17 protein-coding genes and 1 pseudogene are annotated in these 16163 nt (G+C 75.2%); 10 read left to right on the top strand and 8 right to left on the bottom strand.

What is annotated here, in order from left to right; translation table 11 throughout:
* The first annotated feature begins 8 nt into the window (after positions 1 to 8).
* The gene (truB, locus tag AB8M62_RS01795) at positions 9 to 917 is read left to right on the top strand and encodes a tRNA pseudouridine(55) synthase TruB (RefSeq protein WP_369068463.1); all 909 of its coding nucleotides are present in this window, start codon (positions 9 to 11) and stop codon (positions 915 to 917) included.
* A gap of 9 nt (positions 918 to 926) precedes the next feature.
* On the opposite strand, the gene AB8M62_RS01790 is transcribed toward truB, so the two are convergent.
* Positions 927 to 1919 carry an NHL repeat-containing protein gene (locus AB8M62_RS01790; protein WP_369052916.1) on the bottom strand — a complete coding sequence of 331 codons (993 nt, stop codon included), beginning with the start codon at positions 1917 to 1919 and terminating at the stop codon, positions 927 to 929.
* Positions 1920 to 2009: 90 nt separating this feature from the next.
* On the opposite strand from AB8M62_RS01790, the gene AB8M62_RS01785 reads away from it, so the two are divergent.
* Positions 2010 to 2600 carry a dihydrofolate reductase family protein gene (locus AB8M62_RS01785; protein ID WP_369068462.1) on the top strand — a complete coding sequence of 197 codons (591 nt, stop codon included), beginning with the start codon at positions 2010 to 2012 and terminating at the stop codon, positions 2598 to 2600.
* A gap of 73 nt (positions 2601 to 2673) precedes the next feature.
* Here AB8M62_RS01785 and AB8M62_RS01780 read toward each other — a convergent pair whose 3' ends face one another.
* From AB8M62_RS01780 to AB8M62_RS01770, 3 genes are all read right to left on the bottom strand, one after another.
* The gene (locus AB8M62_RS01780; RefSeq protein WP_369052918.1) at positions 2674 to 4002 is read right to left on the bottom strand and encodes a dicarboxylate/amino acid:cation symporter; all 1329 of its coding nucleotides are present in this window, start codon (positions 4000 to 4002) and stop codon (positions 2674 to 2676) included.
* A gap of 200 nt (positions 4003 to 4202) precedes the next feature.
* On the bottom strand, positions 4203 to 4976 hold the full coding sequence (locus AB8M62_RS01775) for an SDR family NAD(P)-dependent oxidoreductase (protein ID WP_369052919.1): 774 nt from the start codon (positions 4974 to 4976) through the stop codon (positions 4203 to 4205).
* Positions 4973 to 6022: an NAD(P)-dependent alcohol dehydrogenase gene (locus AB8M62_RS01770; RefSeq protein WP_369053038.1), complete on the bottom strand. Its 1050-nt coding sequence runs from the start codon at positions 6020 to 6022 to the stop codon at positions 4973 to 4975. Before AB8M62_RS01770 ends, AB8M62_RS01775 begins: the two co-directional genes overlap by 4 nt.
* A gap of 202 nt (positions 6023 to 6224) precedes the next feature.
* Between AB8M62_RS01770 and AB8M62_RS01765 the strand changes: the two genes are divergently transcribed.
* Positions 6225 to 7322 carry an arabinan endo-1,5-alpha-L-arabinosidase gene (locus AB8M62_RS01765; protein WP_369068461.1) on the top strand — a complete coding sequence of 366 codons (1098 nt, stop codon included), beginning with the start codon at positions 6225 to 6227 and terminating at the stop codon, positions 7320 to 7322.
* A gap of 36 nt (positions 7323 to 7358) precedes the next feature.
* Here the strand turns inward: AB8M62_RS01765 and AB8M62_RS01760 are convergent, their stop codons facing one another.
* On the bottom strand, positions 7359 to 8051 hold the full coding sequence (locus tag AB8M62_RS01760; RefSeq protein WP_369068460.1) for an NADPH-dependent F420 reductase: 693 nt from the start codon (positions 8049 to 8051) through the stop codon (positions 7359 to 7361).
* A pseudogene (locus tag AB8M62_RS01755) lies at positions 8048 to 8931 on the bottom strand (helix-turn-helix domain-containing protein). The gene AB8M62_RS01760 and the pseudogene AB8M62_RS01755 overlap by 4 nt, the downstream one beginning before the upstream one ends.
* A 140-nt stretch (positions 8932 to 9071) precedes the next feature.
* On the opposite strand from AB8M62_RS01755, the gene AB8M62_RS01750 reads away from it, so the two are divergent.
* Both AB8M62_RS01750 and AB8M62_RS01745 read left to right on the top strand, forming a co-directional pair.
* Positions 9072 to 9800: an SDR family NAD(P)-dependent oxidoreductase gene (locus AB8M62_RS01750; protein WP_369068459.1), complete on the top strand. Its 729-nt coding sequence runs from the start codon at positions 9072 to 9074 to the stop codon at positions 9798 to 9800.
* The gene (locus AB8M62_RS01745) at positions 9797 to 10999 is read left to right on the top strand and encodes an MFS transporter (protein WP_369068458.1); all 1203 of its coding nucleotides are present in this window, start codon (positions 9797 to 9799) and stop codon (positions 10997 to 10999) included. The genes AB8M62_RS01750 and AB8M62_RS01745 overlap by 4 nt, the downstream gene beginning before the upstream one ends.
* A 64-nt stretch (positions 11000 to 11063) precedes the next feature.
* Here the strand turns inward: AB8M62_RS01745 and AB8M62_RS01740 are convergent, their stop codons facing one another.
* Positions 11064 to 11738: a TetR family transcriptional regulator gene (locus AB8M62_RS01740; RefSeq protein WP_369068457.1), complete on the bottom strand. Its 675-nt coding sequence runs from the start codon at positions 11736 to 11738 to the stop codon at positions 11064 to 11066.
* A 90-nt stretch (positions 11739 to 11828) separates the two neighbouring features.
* Here AB8M62_RS01740 and AB8M62_RS01735 point away from each other — a divergent pair, with 90 nt between their 5' ends.
* The 3 genes from AB8M62_RS01735 (at position 11829) to AB8M62_RS01725 (ending at position 13594) form a co-directional block, all read left to right on the top strand.
* Positions 11829 to 12704, top strand: coding sequence for an SDR family oxidoreductase (locus AB8M62_RS01735; RefSeq protein ID WP_369068456.1), 876 nt, complete (start codon positions 11829 to 11831; stop codon positions 12702 to 12704).
* Positions 12705 to 12812: 108 nt separating this feature from the next.
* A complete protein-coding gene (locus tag AB8M62_RS01730; protein WP_369068455.1) occupies positions 12813 to 13172 on the top strand; it encodes a nuclear transport factor 2 family protein in 360 nt (119 codons plus the stop codon).
* A gap of 212 nt (positions 13173 to 13384) precedes the next feature.
* The gene (locus AB8M62_RS01725) at positions 13385 to 13594 is read left to right on the top strand and encodes a hypothetical protein (protein ID WP_369068454.1); all 210 of its coding nucleotides are present in this window, start codon (positions 13385 to 13387) and stop codon (positions 13592 to 13594) included.
* A 9-nt stretch (positions 13595 to 13603) separates the two neighbouring features.
* Here the strand turns inward: AB8M62_RS01725 and AB8M62_RS01720 are convergent, their stop codons facing one another.
* Complete coding sequence (locus AB8M62_RS01720) at positions 13604 to 14212, bottom strand: TetR/AcrR family transcriptional regulator (protein ID WP_369068453.1); 609 nt, start codon at positions 14210 to 14212, stop codon at positions 13604 to 13606.
* A 95-nt stretch (positions 14213 to 14307) separates the two neighbouring features.
* Between AB8M62_RS01720 and AB8M62_RS01715 the strand changes: the two genes are divergently transcribed.
* Complete coding sequence (locus tag AB8M62_RS01715; protein WP_369068452.1) at positions 14308 to 15048, top strand: SDR family NAD(P)-dependent oxidoreductase; 741 nt, start codon at positions 14308 to 14310, stop codon at positions 15046 to 15048.
* Positions 15045 to 16151, top strand: a complete 1107-nt coding sequence (locus AB8M62_RS01710; RefSeq protein WP_369068451.1) for a Gfo/Idh/MocA family protein — start codon at positions 15045 to 15047, stop codon at positions 16149 to 16151. The genes AB8M62_RS01715 and AB8M62_RS01710 overlap by 4 nt, the downstream gene beginning before the upstream one ends.
* Positions 16152 to 16163 lie beyond the last annotated feature (12 nt).

The following is a 16163-nucleotide window of genomic DNA, read 5'->3' as shown; positions in this document are numbered from 1 at the left end:
TGGGCGCCGTGCCCGACCAGCCCGACCAGCCCACCGCTCCCGACGTCGGCGACGGGATCCTCGTCGTCGACAAACCCGCGGGGTGGACCAGCCACGACGTCGTGGGCCGCTGCCGGCGGCTGCTGCGCACCCGGCGCGTGGGCCACGCGGGGACCCTGGACCCCGCCGCGACGGGGGTCCTGGTCCTGGGGGTGAACCGCGGCACGAAGTTCCTCACCCACCTCGTCGCCCACGACAAGGCGTACACGGCCACGGTGCGGCTGGGCGCGGCGACCGTCACCGACGACGCCGAGGGGGAGGTGCTGGGCGAGCCGGTGGACGCGACGGGGCTGGCGCCGGAGGCGCTCGCGGCGGCCGTGGCGGCGCTGACCGGCCCGATCGCCCAGCGGCCCAGCGCGGTGAGCGCGGTGAAGGTGGACGGGCGCCGCTCCTACGCGCGGGTGCGCGGCGGCGAGGAGGTCGAGCTGCCGCCGCGGCCGGTCGTGGTCGCCCGCTTCGACGTCCTCGCGCGGCGCGACGCGGCCCCCTTCGTGGACCTGGACGTGGCGGTGGAGGTCTCCAGCGGCACCTACGTGCGGGCGCTGGCGCGCGACCTGGGCGCCGCGCTGGGCGTGGGCGGGCACCTGACGGCGCTGCGGCGCACCAGGTCCGGCCCGTTCGAGCTGAGCACCGCGCGCACGCTGGAGGAGGTCGAGCGCGAGCCGCGCGTGGAACCGCTGGCCGACGTGGCGCGCCGGCTGTTCCCCGTGCGCGAGCTGGACGCCGCGCAGACCGCCTCCGTGGCGCACGGGGGTTTCCTGCCCGCCGCCGGCGTCGAGGGTCCCGTGGCGGCGTTCGGACCGGACGGGACGCTCGTGGCCCTGCTCGGCGACACGCCCCGCGGGGCCAAGCCCCTGCTGGTCGTCTCTCCCGCCTGAACCGTCGCCTCAGCGCAGCTCGACCCGCACCACCTGGTACTCGGCGCTCTCCGGGTCCTCGACCTCGAAGCGCCCGTTGACCAGGTACAGCGCCCCGGCGGCGAGGATCCCCGTGGTGGGCCGGTCCAGGAGCGGGGACGAGACCTCCCCGACGACCAGGCCGGCGCGCCCGCCGGGGGTCAGCAGGACGACGGCGGCGCTGTCGCCGGAGAACCCGTTGACGACGTACAGGAACGGCCCGCGCAGCACGAGGCCGTCGCCGCTGGTCAGGTCCCGCCCGCCCACGGGGACGCGGACGCTGGCCCCGGTGGCGGGGTCGACGCGGAACAGGTCTCCCGTGCTGCTCTGCGTCACCAGCAGCTGGCCGGTGGGGAGGGCGCGGATCCCGTTGGCGTTGAACCCCTCGCCGTAGACGAGGTCGCCGGTGATCGGCAGGGTCCGCGCGCCGTCGGGTCCGGGCAGCTCCCCGCCGGGGCCGAGGGGGACCACGACGAGCCGCTGCACGGCGGAGTCGGTGACGAGCACCGCGTCGCGGGTGACCTCGACGTCGTTGAGGAACCCGCTGCCGGGCACCAGCCAGCGCCCCAGCTCCTCGCCGGTCGTGCCGTCGTAGGCGGTGACGGCGCCGGTGGCACCGCCGGCGACCCACAGCCGGTCGGCCCCCTCCTCGTAGCGCATCCCGACCGCGACGCGGCCCTCGACGCCGGGCACGAACGGGGTGGTGACGCCCGTGCGCAGGTTGCCGCGCACGACGCTGCCGTCGGCGCGCGAGCCGGCGTAGAACGTGGTGCCCGGGCCCTCGGCGATCCCCTCGGGCAGGGACCCGGTGGGCAGCGGCACGGTGGCGGGGAACGGGCGCCCGGCGGGCGGGCCGGCGAGCGGGGTGGCGCCGGCGGCCGCCGGTGCGGGGGAGGCCGGTGCCGCGGCGGCGGTCCCGGGGGCGGCCAGCAGGAGGGCGGCTGCGGCCGCGACGGCGGCGGCGCGTCGCGCGGGAGGGGTCATGTCCGCACGGTAGGCGCGTGAGCGCGCAGCGCCACTCGATCACGGGGAACCCCGTTGACCGCGGTGGTGGCGCCGAGCACGATCACCCAGGTGGATAGACCACCGCGCCGCAGGGAGCTCGTGTACTACGTGGCCGTCAGCCTCGACGGGTTCATCGCCGCCCCGGACGGCTCGGCCGACGCCTTCCCCGTGGAGGGGGACCACATGGAGCTCGTGGTCGGCGAGTACACCGACGCGCTGCCCGGGCACGTGCAGCGCGCCCTGGGCGTTCGGGCGGACCTGTCCCGCTTCGACACCGTCGTCATGGGCTGGGGCACGTACACCCCCGCGCTGGCGGTGGGGATCGACAGCCCGTACCCGCACCTGCGCCAGTACGTCGTCGGCTCCCCGGGGCGCCGCACGGGCGCGGACGTGACGCTCGTGCAGGACGCGGTCGCGCTGGTGCGCGCCCTGAAGGCCGAGGAGGGCGGCTCGGACGTCTACCTGGCCGGTGGCGGTGAGCTGGCCGGGTCCCTGCTGGAGGAGGTGGACCGCCTGGTGCTGAAGGTGAACCCGCTGCTGCTGGGGGACGGGGTCCCGCTGTTCGGGCGGCGGGGCCCGCGCACGACCCACCTGGAGGTCCTGGACCGGCGCGCGTTCGCCTCGGGCGTCACGGTCGTCGAGGCGCGCCCGCGCCGCTGAGCGCCCCGGACGCGGCGGGACCCGCCGCGCCGGTCGGCGCGACGGGTCCCGCGGGACGTGCGGTGGGGAGCGGTCAGACCGCGACGGTCTCCTTCGTCGTCTCCTCCACGGGGCGGCGCGAGCGGTAGCGCTCCAGGTCGAGGATGCCCTCGCGCTTGGCGACGATCGTCGGCACGAGCGCCTGACCGGCGACGTTCACCGCGGTGCGGCCCATGTCGAGGATCGGGTCGATCGCCAGCAGCAGGCCGACCCCGGCCAGCGGCAGGCCCAGCGTCGACAGGGTCAGCGTCAGCATGACCGTGGCGCCCGTCAGGCCCGCGGTGGCGGCCGAGCCCACGACGGACACGAAGGCGATGAGCAGGTAGTCGGTCACCGACAGGTCCACGCCGAAGAACCCGGCGACGAAGATCGCCGCGAGCGCCGGGTAGATCGCCGCGCAGCCGTCCATCTTCGTCGTCGCGCCCAGCGGCACGGCGAACGAGGCGTACGAGCGCGGCACGCCGAGGTTCTCCTCGGTGACCCGCTGCGTCACCGGCAGGGTGCCGATGGAGGAGCGGGAGACGAACGCCAGCTGGATCGCCGGCCAGGCGCCGGCGAAGAACCGCCCGACGGGCAGGCCGTGCAGGCGCAGCAGCACCGGGTACAGGACGAACAGGACGATCGCCAGGCCGACGTAGACGTCGGCGACGAACACGGCCAGCGGGCTCAGCGCGTCCCAGCCGTAGCTGGCGACGGCGCGCCCCAGCAGGCCGACGGTGCCCAGCGGGGCCAGGCGGATGACCCACCACAGGATCGTCTGCACGACCGCGAGGGCGCTGCGCGAGAACGTCAGGAACGGCTCGGCCTTCTGGCCGACCTTGAGGGCGGCGACGCCGATCGCGATGGCGACGACGATCAGCTGCAGGACGTTGAAGCTCAGCGAGGTCGAGGCGGAGCCGTCCTCGACGGAGGTGGAGGCCTGCAGGCCGACGAGGTTGACCGGGACGATGCCCTGCAGGAAGTCCAGCCAGGAACCGGAGCGGCCCTCGAACGTCGCGGCGTCGGCCGAGACGGAGGTGCGGTTGCCGGGGTCGGTGACCAGCCCGATGGCCAGGCCGATGCCGACGGAGACGAGCGCGGTGACCGCGAACCACAGCAGCGTCTGCCAGGCCAGGCGGGCGGCGTTGGTGACCTCGCGCAGGTTGGCGATCGAGGTGACGATCGCCAGGAGCACGAGGGGCGGGACGAGCGTGCGCAGCAGCGTCACGAACGTCGAGCCGATGGTGTCGAGGGTGGTGGTCAGCCAGTTCGGGTCGTCGGCCGTGCCGCCCATCGAGCGGGCGAGGGCGCCGAGGACGACGCCGAGGACGAGACCGATGAGGACCTGGACGCCGAACGGCGTCCTGCGCAGGGCGCGGATCATGGAGGGACCTTCGGGGGAGGAGGGGTGAGCTGACGGACCGGTGCGCCGGCCCCCCTATCGGGAGCTCGCCGTCCGCCCGAGGTCGATGTGGCGCCGCTGGGTGAACAGCCAGCCCGCGCTCGTCGTCGTGTCCATGCCTGAGGACACAATGCCAGCGCGGGCCGGCTTCTTCCCAATCCGGCGGTCCTGCCGGCGGCGGCTCAGAAGAGCGTGTAGCCGCCGTCGGTGACGACCACCGAGCCGGTGGAGAACGACGAGGCGTCCGAGGCCAGGTAGACGACGGTGGCGGCGATCTCGTCCGGGGTGGCGTAGCGCTGCATGGGCGCGTCCTCGATCCACATGCGCCGGAAGCGCGGCTCGTCCACGGGCGCCATCTCCGTCTTGACGTAGCCGGGGGCGACGGCGTTGACGCGGATGCCCAGCGGCGCCCACTCCGCGGCCAGCGACCTCGTCAGCTGGTGCACGGCCGCCTTGGAGGCGTTGTACGCCGGTTGCATCTGCGGGCGGTTGACGATCGAGGCGCTGATCGAGCCGATGTTGACGATGCTGCCGCCGCCGTTCGCGGCCATCCAGCGCGCCGCGACCTGGCTGGGCAGCCACACGCCCTTGACGTTGGTCGTCATCACCTCCTCGTACTCGTCGTCGGTGACCTCCAGGGCGGGCCGGTGCACGCAGGCCCCGGCGTTGTTGACGAGGACGTGCAGGCCGCCGAGCTCGGCGGTGGTGCGCTCGACGGCGGCCTCCACCTCGGCGCGGGAGGTGACGTCCAGGCGCAGGCCGAGGGTCCGCCGGCCCGTCGAGTCGGCGATCTCCCGCGCCGCGGCGACGGAGCGGGCCTCGTCGCGGGCGGCGACGACGACGTCCGCGCCGGCCTCGGCGAGCGCCTGCGCGAACGCCCGGCCGAGCCCGCGGTACCCGCCGGTGACCAGGGCGGTGCGCCCGGCGAGGGAGAAGCGGTCCAGGACCCCGCTCACGCGGCGCCGCCCGCGCTCGCGGTCGCGCTCGTGGTCGTGGGGTGCACGACGACGACGGCCTTCATGCTCAGCGGGTCGGAGTCGGCGTTCAGCGCCTCCTCCACCTGCTCCAGGGTGTACCGGTGGGTGACCATGTCGTCCAGGTGCACGGCGCCGGACGTGGTCAGCGCGATGCCGCGCGGCCAGGTGTCGACGTAGCGGAACACCCCGGTGAGGGTGATCTCGCGGCTGGCGACCAGCGACACGGGGACCGGCATCTCGTCCGCGCCCATGCCGACGAGGACGGCGGTGCCGCCGGGGCGCACCGAGCGGATCCCGGACAGCACGGCGGGGGTGGCGCCGGTGCAGTCGACGAACGCGTCGGCGCGCATCCCGGCCAGCTCCTCGGCGTCGGCGACGGGGTGCAGGGCGCGGGTGGCGCCGAAGGAGGTGATGCGCTCGCGGCGCGAGTCGACGAAGTCGGTGACGACGACGTCGGTGGCGCCCCGCGCCCGCACGGCCTGGGCGACCATCGCGCCGATCGGCCCGGCGCCGGCGACGAGGACCTGGTCGCCGGGGCCGACCTGCGCCTTGTGCGCGGCCCAGATGCCCACCGACAGCGGTTCCAGCAGGGCCGCGGACTCGTCGGACAGGCTGTCCGGCACCGCGAACGCCATGTCGGCGGGGGCGGTCACGTACTCGCAGAACGTCCCGTCGACGGGCGGGGTGGCGTAGAACTCCATGAACGGGCAGAGGTTGAACCGGCCGGTCTTGCAGGCGCGGCACTGCCGGCACGGGCGCTGCGGGTCGACGGCGACGCGCTCGCCCACGCGGGCCGCGTCGACGCCCTCGCCGACGGCGACGACCTGGCCGGAGACCTCGTGGCCGAGCACGAGGGGCTCGCGGACGACGAAGTCGCCGATCGCCCCGTGCTGGTAGTAGTGCACGTCCGAGCCGCACACGCCGACCGCGGCGACGCGGACCAGCACCTCCCCGGGCCGCGGCCGCGGCACCGGCCGCTCCTGCAGCTCGATCACGCCCTTCTCGACCAGGACGCTGGCCCTCATCGTCGCGGGGATGTCCGGGACGGCTCGATCGCTCACTGTCGCTCTCCTTCGTGCGTGCTCGTGCGCGGGGTGGTGCGCCGGACCAGGGTGCCCGCTGGTGGTCGCGCCGCCCAGCCTCCCCCCCTTGTACAACGATGGAAGTGTGAGGCAGGGTGGGGGCACCCCTCGCACCCCGGTGCGCTCGACGACGAGCGGAGGACCAGTGACGACCCGCACGACCACGACCCCTGCTGCGACCCCCACCACCCCCGGCGCGCGCCGGTCCCGGCTGCGCTGGACGACCGCGGCGGCGGCCGCGCTGGCCCTGCTGGCCGCCCCCGTCGGCGCCGAGGCCGCCGGGCACGGCGGCCCGCCGCTGACCGGCGAGCTGGCGATGACCGGCGACGTCGGGGACTACGTGGAGGGGGTCGTCGACGACCCCGTGCACGACCCGACGATCTTCTCCGACCGCGGCACCCACTACGTGTTCTCCACCGGGATCGCCGACCCCGACGACCCGGGCGGGATCTTCGTGCGCCGCTCCACCGGCACGCTGGCCGGGCCGTGGGAGAGCGTGGGCGCGATCCCGCTGCCGGAGTGGACGCGCGCGTACGGCGTCGCGCACCTGTGGGCCCCGCACGTCGTCGAGCGCGCCGGCGTGTTCCACCTGTACTACTCGGCCTCCAGCTTCGGCACGAACCGCTCCGCCATCGGCCACGCCACCACCCGCACCCCGGGCGACCCGGGCAGCTGGGTGGACCACGGGCCGGTGCTCACGTCGGAACCCGGCGACGACTTCAACGCCATCGACCCCATGGTGTTCCGTGACGGCGGCACGTGGTTCATCGCCTACGGCTCGTTCTGGTCCGGGATCCAGCTGCAGCGGCTGGAGGGCATGGACACCCCCGTCGGCGAGCGGATCCGCCTGGCCAGCAACGCCGAGGTCCCGCCCAACGCCATCGAGAACCCGCAGCTGTTCCAGCAGGGCCGCTGGTGGTACCTGACGACCGCGTGGGACCTGTGCTGCCGCGGCGCGGACAGCACGTACAAGACCGTCGTGGGCCGCTCGACCAGCCCCACCGGTCCCTTCGTCGACCGCGACGGCACGCCGCTGACCGAGGGCGGCGGCGAGGTCCTGCTGGAGCGGCGCGGGAACCAGGCCGGGCCCGGCGCCCTGGACGTCGTGCGCGAACGCGGCCGCTGGTACGGCGTGCACCACTACTACGACACCGACACCGGCGGCACGATCCGCATGCAGGTGCGGGAGGTGGAGTTCCGCGACGGCTGGCCGTTCTTCTCGTACGGCCCCGGGGACCGCTGAGGCGGTCGCGGGGCGGCCCGCGCGGCAGCGTGCGGGTCAGCCGGGGACGCGCTGCGCGCGCCGCAGGTTCTCCACGAGCTCCTCGCGGCTCTGCCCGTCGACGTGGTGGCGCCACGCCGGTGTCCCCGGGGCGCTGCGCCACGACTCGCTCAGCGGACCGCCGTCGACCGCGTCGAAACCCAGCTCGTCGCAGAACCGGGTGACCAGGGCGGTTGCGTCCGGGAAGTCGCTGAAGACGGCCAGGGCCTTGCGCTCGGGATCTCCCGCCGGCCGGGCCAGCCGGAGGAGGGCGGGTCGCTCGTCGCCCGGGAACCGCACGGGGGAGCGCGCGTGGAACTGCACGTGCGAGAACGCCTTCACGAGCTGCGCGCCGGGCAGCTGCCGCTGGCGCAGCTGGTGGAGCGTCGCGCGGCCGGCGTCGACCTCGGGCAGGTTCCCGCCGCGCCACGGCATGTAGTTGTCGACGTCGATCACGACCTTGCCCGCGAGCTCCTCGACGGGCAGGCGGTCGGTGGGCGCGTACGGGAACGCGAGCACCGCGACGTCGGCGGCGGCCGCGGCCTCGGCGGCGCGCGCCGCGCGGGCCCGGGGGTCCAGCGCGGCGACCAGTTCCGCCAGGGTTCCGGGCCCGCGGGAGTTCGCGATGACGACGTCGTGGCCGGCGGTGGTGAGGGCGTGCGCCAGGACGCTGCCCGCCTGCCCGGCGCCGAGGACGCCGACGGTCGTCACGCCCCCGCTCCGTCGCGGTGCCGGGTGCGGGGCGAGGAGGGGGTGCCGCCGCCCGTGCCCGCCGCCGGCAGGTTCGCCGAGGCCAGCAGCGCCAGCTTGTCGGCGGCCTCGGACCCGGCGTCGGGGTGGTACACGACGAGCATCAGGTCGTCGGTGCCGTCGATGCTCAGCCGTTCGCGGTTCAGGGTCATGCGCCCGACCTGCGGGTGCTCGATCTCGACGGGGGTGCCGCGCTGCCCCCGCACCTCGTGCCGGGCCCACAGCTCGCGGAACCGGGCGCTGGCCAGCGACAGCTCACCGGTGAGCTCGATGAAGCGGGGGTCGTCGACGTCGGTCCCCACGGCTCGGCGCAGGTTGAACACGAAGCACTCGGTGACCTCGTGCCACTGCGGGTGCAGCGCCTGCACGGCCGGGTCCAGGAACAGGTCGCGCAGCTGGTTCCCGCCCTCGACGAGGCCGGGGGACAGGGCCCGCGCCGAGGCGTTGGACGTCAGGATGTCGAAGGAGCGGTCCTCGATGAACGCCGGCTGCACCAGGGAGTGCACCAGCTTCACCATCCCGCTGGGTGGGACTGCCGCCGCGCCCTGCGGCGTCGGCGGGGGACGCCGGCGGCCAGGGTCAGCAGGTGGGCCAGGTGGTCCTCGTCCAGCTGCAGGACCCGCGCGATGGACTCCAGCACCTGCACCGAGGGGTGGCGGTCCCGGCCGCGCTCCAGGCGCAGGTAGTAGTCGGCGCTGATGCCGGCGAGCATCGCGACCTCCTCGCGGCGCAGCCCCGGGGTGCGGCGCACCCCCAGCTCGGGGATCCCCGCCTGCGCCGGTGTCACCTGCTCGCGCCGGGCGCGCAGGTAGGCGCCCAGGTGGTTCGTGCTCTCGCTCACCGCTCCAGCGTAGGTCGGTGCGCGAGGGACAGCGGGGGTCCTGGCGCACCCCCGGCTGACCAGGGCACTGCCGGGGCAGCGGGCCGGGCCCCACCGTGGGGAGCGGGCCACCCGGGCCCACCCGTCCCGAGAGGAACACCATGAGCACCACCCCTGCGACCAGCACCTCCACGACCAGCACCTCGCGGACCGTCACCCTGATCACCGGGGGCAACAAGGGCATCGGCTTCGAGACCGCCCGGCAGCTGTCCGCGCTGGGGCACCTCGTGTACATCGGCTCCCGCGACGCCGAGCGCGGGGAGAAGGCCGCCGCCGAGCTGGGGGTCCGCTCCGTGCAGCTGGACGTCACCGACGACGCCTCGGTGGCCGCGGCGCTGGCGAGCATCGACGCGGCCGAGGGGCGCCTGGACGTCCTCGTGCACAACGCCGGCGTGCTGGAGACCGGTTTCGACACCGCCGCGGCGCTGCGCACGTTCGACACCAACGCGGTGGGGATCGTGCGCGTCACCGAGGCGGCGCTGCCGCTGCTGGCCCGCTCGGCCAACCCCAACGTGGTCACGGTGTCCAGCAGCATGGGGTCCTTCTGGGCGGTGAACAACCCCGAGCGGGCGGAGTCGAGGGCGCCGCTGCAGCTGTACGCCGCGTCCAAGTCCGCAGCCACCATGCTGACCGTCCAGTACGCCAAGACGCACCCCGGCATCAAGTTCAACGCACTGGAGCCGGGGACCACGGCCACCGACATGACCGCCGCCTTCGGCATCGGTCGGCCCGTGCAGGACAGCGCCCGGGTCGTCGTCCGGCTGGCGACCCTGGGCGCGGACGGCCCCACGGGGACGCTGCAGGACGAGAACGGCGAGCTGGCCTGGTGAGCTCGACCAGCAGCACCTCCGCGACCGGCTCCGCCCCTGCGACCGGCACGACGCACCGGCCGGCGTCCTGGGCCGGCGTCGTCTCCCTCGGCCTGGGGATCTTCGCCATCGTCATGGCCGAGTTCCTGCCCGCCAGCCTGCTGCCGCGCATGGCCGACGACCTGGGGGTCTCGGCGGGCGCGGCCGGTCAGAGCGTGACCGCGACGGCCGCGGCGGCCGTGCTCTCGGCCCTGTCCATCGCCGCGCTCCTGCCGCGCGCCGACCGGCGCCGCGTCGTGCTCGCCCTCACGGCGCTCGCGGTCGTCTCCAGCCTGGCCGTCGCGCTCGCGCCGAACCTCGCCGTCCTGCTGGTCGCCCGGCTCCTGCTCGGCGTCGCCCTCGGCGGGTTCTGGGCGATGGCCACCGCCGTGGTCGCCCACCTGGTGCCCGCCGACCACCTCGGCCGCGCGCTGACCGTGGTCAACACCGGCGTCTCGCTGGCCACGGTCGCCGCCGTCCCGCTCGGGTCCTGGCTGGGGGAGGTGTGGGGGTGGCGGCAGGTGTTCGTGCTGGGCGCCGGTGTCGCCGTCCTCGCGCTGCTCGTGCAGGCCGCCACGCTGCCGCGCATCGCGCCCCCGCCGGTGAACGGCACCCGCGCGCTCGGGGTGACGCTGCGCTCGGGCGTCGTCCTGCTGGGCCTGCTCGCGGTCCTGCTGGTGTTCGGCGGGCACTTCGGTGCCTTCACCTACCTGCGGCCGGCCGTGGAGAGCCTGTCGCCGATCGGTCCCGCCGGCACCGCGGCGCTGCTGCTGGTGTTCGGGGTCGCCACCGCGCTCGGCACGGCGATCAGCGGTCCGCTGGCCGACCGGGCGCTGCGCGCGGCGGTGCTCGCCTTCCCCGTCGCGCTGGGGGCGGGGATGCTCCTGCTGCACGCGACCGGCGGCTCGACCGCCGGGTTGTTCGCCGCGGCCGCGCTGTGGGGCCTCGGCTTCGGCGGGGTGCCCACGAGCGTGCTGACCTGGGGCGCCCGGGTGCAGCCCGAGCGGCTGGAGCAGATCGGCGGTCTGATCGTGACCGTCTGCAACCTCGGCATCGCGGTGGGAGGTGTCGCCGGCGGGCTCCTCGTCGACGGGGTCTCCGCCGGCGCTCCGCTGGTCGTCGGAGCCGTCGCGGCGCTCGCCGGTGCCGCGCTGCTGACGAGCCTCAGCCCCCGGCGCTGACGGCGCGCCCGGGGTCGCACCGGCCGCTGCCGGTGCGGCCCCCGCCCACCTGCCCGCCCGTCGTCTACTGCCCGGCGCCGCGCGGCGCCGCCGGGCGCGTCAGCCGCAGCGTCGCCTCGTAGACGCTGCGCCGCCGCCGGCCGGCGAGCTGCCGTCGCGCCACGCCGACGGCTTCGACGGCCTGCAGCGCCGGAGCGGCCAGCGCCCAGAACTGCGCCAGGGCCAGGATCTGCGCCAGGACGTGCGCGGCGGGCACCCCGCCGGCGACCGCACCGGCCCGCTGCGCGGCGTCGATGGCGTGCACCTTGTCGTGGTACGACGCCAGCTCGGGGGCCGAGGAGGCGGCGTCGGCGCCGCGCTCCAGCGTGCGCCAGGTGAACAGCCGCAGCAGTTCCGGGCGCTGCTCCAGGTAGTCGAACAGGTCCGCGGCGTAGGTCGGCAGGTCCTCGACGGCGAAGGGGACACCGTCGATCAGCGCTTCGAGGTGCTGCTCCAGGACGGTGTCGAAGAGCGTCTCCTTGTCGACGAAGTACACGTAGATCAGGCGCTTGTTCGCACCCGCCCGCTCGGCGATGCGGTCGACCCGCGCGCCCGCCAGGCCGTGCTGCTGGAACTCCTCGAACGCCGCGGCCAGCAAGCGCGTCCGGGTGGCCAGCGCCTGCCGCTGCTTGGCGGTGAGCTGCGCGGGGGCCTCGGCGGTCTCCCCGGGCGGGACGACCTCGGGTGTGATGCGCGTCACAGCACTCTCCTCTTCATCTTCCCTAACCAGTTGGGGAACTTGCGTGCTACGGTCCTCACATCTTAACCGACCAGTTACTGAGGAGACGTCATGACCAGCACGTGGCTCATCACCGGCACCTCCAGCGGCTTCGGCCGCGAGCTCACCGAGCAGCTGCTCGAGCGCGGTGACACCGTCGCCGCCACCCTGCGCACCCCCTCCCGCCTCGACGACCTCGCCGCCCGGCACGGGCGGCGGCTGTGGACGCGGTCCCTGGACGTCACCGACACCGCTGCGGTGCGCCGCGTGACCGACGAGGCCTTCGCCGAGCTCGGCCGCGTCGACGTGGTGGTCTCCAACGCCGGCTACGGTCTCTTCGGCGCCGCCGAGGAGCTGTCCGACGCGCAGGTCGAGCGGCAGCTCGCCACCAACGTCACCGGGGCCGTCGCCCTGGTCCGGGCGGCCGTCCCGCACCTGCGCGCCCAGGGCGGCGGGCGGATCCTGCAGGTGGCCAGCATGGGCGGCCAGCTGGCGTTCCCCGGCATGTCGCTCTACCACGCCAGCAAGTGGGCGATCGAGGGCTTCGTCGAGGCCCTGGCCCCGGAGGTGGCCCCCTTCGGCATCACCACCACGCTCATCGAGCCGGGCATGGCCCGCACCGGTTTCGGCGGCGCCTCCGCCGACCTGGCCCCCGCGCTGGCCGTCTACGCGGGCACCCCCGCCGCGCAGTTCGTGCGCGGAGAGGGCATCCCCCTCGAGGCGATGCCCGGCGACCCGCGCAAGATGGCCGCGGCGATGATCCGCGTCGCTGAACTGCCCTCCCCGCCGCTGCGGCAGGCGCTGGGCTCCGACGCCGACGCGATGATCCGCGCCGCGCTGACCCAGCGGCTGGCCGACATGGACGCCCAGCGCGAGATCGCCCTGAGCACCGACGCCGACGACTTCACCGCCGCCGCGTCCGCGGCCCGCGAGCTCACCGCCGTCTGAGCCCCCACCTCGGCCCGGCTCCGGACGCACCACCAGCGGACCGGCCGGCGCCCGGTCGGGACGCGCGCAGGAGGAGCACACCCACCGCACGACACGAGAGGACTGGTCATGGCGAGCACCGAGCAGCTCATGACAGCGAACCTGCTGGACGTCTTCAACGAACGGGACGCCGAACGCCGCCGGGCGGCGATCGCCAGGACCTGGGCGCCCGAGGGATGTTTCAACTCTCCCGACGGGTCCGTGTCCGTCGGGCACGACGCCCTGCACGCCAAGGTGCAGGAAATCCTGGACACGGGGGAGGGCCTGGAGTTCACCGCGGCCGGCCCCACCCACGTCAACCAGGACCTGGGCTACGTGGCCTGGAACTTCGGGGTGCCCGGCGAGCCCCCCGTGCTCCGGGGCGTGGACGTGGCCCACGTCCAGGACGGGCAGATGGTCAGCCTCTACACCCTGCTGCTGTCGGACTGACCGCCGCTCAGCTCCACCCGTCGATCCGGTGGGGCTGCCCGGTGGTGGCGGACGAGCGCCAGCAGGGTCGACGGAGGGGAGTTCCCACCACCGGCTCGTGCGCCTCCGCTACCTCGGCGTCACCGCCGACCAGGACGGCGGGTTGCTGCTGGGACCGGTCGCCTGAACCCGCAGCACCGTCCACGAGCCCTCCCGCGAGCGGAACAGCGGTCGTGACGGTGGACCAGCACCGGCTGGTCGCGCACCACCCGCGAGGGCGCCGGCGCCCCGACGAGGTCATCTGGCGCGAGGTGCGGTACTCGGTCGACGTGGTGGACGGCCTGGAGGACGTCCCGGCCGCGCTGGACAGGCTCTTCGAGGGCACGAACTCCGGCGAGCTGCTCGCCCGGGTCTGCGCCGAGGAGACCGCCGGCGCGCGCTGACCCGCGTCCTCAGGCGGGCGGCCAGGCGCGCAGGGCGGCGTCGGCGACCGCGAGCAGCTGCTCGCGCCCGGTGCCGCCGGCCGCCTGGACGGCGATCCCGTTGGCGACGGTCATGAGGAACTCGGCCAGCAGCGCCGGGTCGGAGTCCGCCGGGAGGTCGCCCTCGTCCCGGGCCCGCCGGAAGCGTTCCGCCAGGCGGGAACGGGCCTCGTCGCGCCAGGCGGCCAGCAGGTCGCGGACCGCCCGGTCGGCGGGGGCCGTGGCCAGGGCCCCCTGGGTGCCCAGGCACCCGTGGGGCCGGTCGTCGCCGGTGGTGGTGCCGACCGCCCCGTGCAGGAACGCCTCGGCCACCGCCCGGGCGGTGGGTTCGGCCAGGGCCCGCGTGGCGTAGGCCGCCGGCCCCGCGGAGTAGCGCTCCAGCGCGGCGCGGAACAGGTCCTCCTTGTTGCCGAAGGCGGCGTACAGGCTCGGGCGGGTGATGCCCATGGCGGCCGTCAGGTCGCTCAGGCTGGCGCCCTCGTACCCCTGCTCCCAGAAGACCAGCAGGGCCCGCTCCAGGGCCTGGTCGGCGTCGAAACCCCGCGGACGCCCGACCGTCGCCTTCCCCGTCCCTGCCACGGTCGCGAGCCTAGTCCGCGACGCCCGGGCCGAGGGCGTGCTACGTTCTTTCCATACCGATCGGTATACATCTACGTCGAGGGAGTCGCACGGTCATGAGGAACTTCGAGGGCAAGACCGCGGTGGTGACCGGCGGCAGCGCCGGCATCGGGCTGGCCACCGCGAAGCGGCTGGCCGCGGCAGGCGCGCACGTCGTCATCACCGGGCGCCGCCGGGAGCAGCTGGACGAGGCGGTCGCCGCCATCGGCGACGCCACGGCGGTGGTCGGCGACGTCAGCGTCGCCGCCGACGTCGACCGCCTCTACGAGCGGGTGCGCGAGCACGGGCGGGGTGTGGACGTGCTCGTCGCCAACGCCGGCACCAACCACCTCGCCACCCTGGAGGAGCTGACCGAGGAGGCGCACGACCGGATCTTCGACACCAACGTCAAGGGCACCTACCTCACCGTGCGAGGAGCCCTCCCGCTGCTCAACCCCGGCGCGTCGGTCGTCCTCGTGGCCTCCACCGCAGCCGGCAGCGGCACCCCCGCCCAGGGCGCCTACGCCGCCACCAAGGCCGCCGTGCGCTCCTACGCGCGCACCTGGGCCAACGAGCTCAGCGGCCGGGGCGTCCGGGTCAACGTCGTCTCGCCCGGGCCGGTGGACACCCCGCTGTGGGACGAGGTCTTCGGCGAGGGCGCGGAGGAGGTGAAGAAGTCGATCGCCTCCGGATTGCCGGCCCAGCGCATCGCCGACCCCGACGAGGTCGCCAGCGCCGTCGCCTTCCTCGCCTCCCGCGAGAGCAGCTTCGTCTACGGCGTCGAGCTCCACGTCGACGGCGGCATGAACCAGGTGTGAGCCCCGTGGACGAGGTGCCGGTGGACCGTCCCGTCGGCGTCGGTGTCGTCGGGCTCAGCGCCCGGGGCGGCTGGGGATCCGGCGCGCACCTGCCGGCGATGGCGGCCGCCGGCGGGTTCGAGCTGCGGGGTCTCGTGGCGGGCTCGCGGGAGTCCTCCCGGGCCGCCGCTCGGAGATTCGGCGTGCCGGCGTACGACTCGGCCGGGCAGCTGGCCGCCGCGGAGGACGTCGACCTCGTCGTGGTCGCGGTCAGGACCCCGGAGCACCGCGACCTCGTCCTGCCCGCGCTCGCCGCCGGGAAACCCGTCTTCTGCGAGTGGCCGTTCGCCGTCAGCCACGCGGAGGCGGTCGAGATGAGCGCCGCCGCGGCGGGACTGCCCACGTTCGTCGGCCTGCAGGGCCGCTCGTCGCCGCGCTTCCGGTGGCTGGCCGACCTGGTCGCCGACGGGTACGTCGGTGAGCTGCTGTCGGCCACGGTCCTCTCGGCCGCCGCGGAGTGGGGTTCCCCCGTCTCCGAGCGCGAGGCGTACACCCTCGACCGGGAGCAGGGCGCGACGATGCTCGCCATCGCGTTCGGCCACGCGATCGACCCGGTGCTCATGGTGACCGGCGAGCTGCGCGACGTCGTCGCCACGACGGCGGTCCGCCGGCCCCGGGTGCCGCTGGCCGGCACAGGGCGGTTCGTGCCCGTGACGGCGGACGACCAGATCGCGATCTCCGGGACGCTGCTGGGCGGCGCCGTCCTGTCCGCCCACCAGCGCGGCGGCACCGCCTCCGGTCCCGGGTTCTCGCTGCGGCTCGACGGCACCGCCGGGACCCTGGTGGCCACCGCCGCGAACCACCCGCACATCGCGCCGCTCACCGTCCACGGCGCGCGCCGGGGCCGGGACCTGGCGAGGCTGGAGGTGCCGCCGGCGTACGACGCATTCCCGCACCTGCACGGGACCTCGGTGCACACCCTCGCGCACGCGTACGCGGGCATCGGGCGGGAGCTGCGCGGCGGTGCGCGCACCGTGCCGGACTTCGCCCACGCCGTCCGGCGGCACCGGCTCCTGGACGCGGTCCCGCGCTCCGCGGCCACCGGACGACGCGTCGACCTCTGAACCAGCACCACC

Source organism: Kineococcus terrestris, assembly GCF_041020755.1.
Taxonomy (GTDB): Bacteria; Actinomycetota; Actinomycetes; order Actinomycetales; family Kineococcaceae; genus Kineococcus; species Kineococcus terrestris.
The sequence above is the reverse complement of the archived record's forward strand: the minus strand, read 5'-3'. Positions and strand labels throughout refer to the sequence as shown.

Excerpts from the sequence above, each read along its gene's own strand:
- AB8M62_RS01790 (WP_369052916.1), bottom strand. The coding sequence starts at position 1,919 with ATGACCCCTCCCGCGCGACGCGCCGCCGCCGTCGCGGCCGCAGCCGCC.
- AB8M62_RS01780 (WP_369052918.1), bottom strand. The coding sequence starts at position 4,002 with ATGATCCGCGCCCTGCGCAGGACGCCGTTCGGCGTCCAGGTCCTCATC.
- AB8M62_RS01770 (WP_369053038.1), bottom strand. The coding sequence starts at position 6,022 with ATGAGGGCCAGCGTCCTGGTCGAGAAGGGCGTGATCGAGCTGCAGGAG.
- AB8M62_RS01750 (WP_369068459.1), top strand. The coding sequence starts at position 9,072 with ATGAGCACCACCCCTGCGACCAGCACCTCCACGACCAGCACCTCGCGG.
- AB8M62_RS01735 (WP_369068456.1), top strand. The coding sequence starts at position 11,829 with ATGACCAGCACGTGGCTCATCACCGGCACCTCCAGCGGCTTCGGCCGC.
- AB8M62_RS01730 (WP_369068455.1), top strand. The coding sequence starts at position 12,813 with ATGGCGAGCACCGAGCAGCTCATGACAGCGAACCTGCTGGACGTCTTC.
- AB8M62_RS01715 (WP_369068452.1), top strand. The coding sequence starts at position 14,308 with ATGAGGAACTTCGAGGGCAAGACCGCGGTGGTGACCGGCGGCAGCGCC.